Here is a 233-nt window from a genome sequence, read left to right as displayed (position 1 = left end):
CAGTGGGCCCAGGCGCTGTACTTCGCCAACGGCAAGCAGTTGAATGCGCAGTTGCATGCACTGACCTACGAGGCCGTGAAAGCCGATGCTCAGGAGGTCACCAGCCTCGTCCTGCTTGGCATCGCTGCCTACGAAAGCCAGCGTTATGCAGATGCGGTGCGTTACTGGGAAAGTCTGGTTGCCGTATTGCCAGAGCAGGATCCGTCGCGTGCCGCCATCTCTGGTGGCATCTA

The 233-nt window shown here is 59.7% G+C and carries 1 pseudogene; it reads left to right on the top strand.

What is annotated here, in order from left to right:
* Positions 1 to 233: pseudogene (locus VC352_RS25085) on the top strand (c-type cytochrome biogenesis protein CcmI); the annotation flags it as partial.

Source organism: Pseudomonas sp. C11, from assembly GCF_034683865.1.
Classification (GTDB): domain Bacteria; phylum Pseudomonadota; class Gammaproteobacteria; order Pseudomonadales; family Pseudomonadaceae; genus Aquipseudomonas.
The sequence above is the reverse complement of the archived record's forward strand: the minus strand, read 5'-3'. Positions and strand labels throughout refer to the sequence as shown.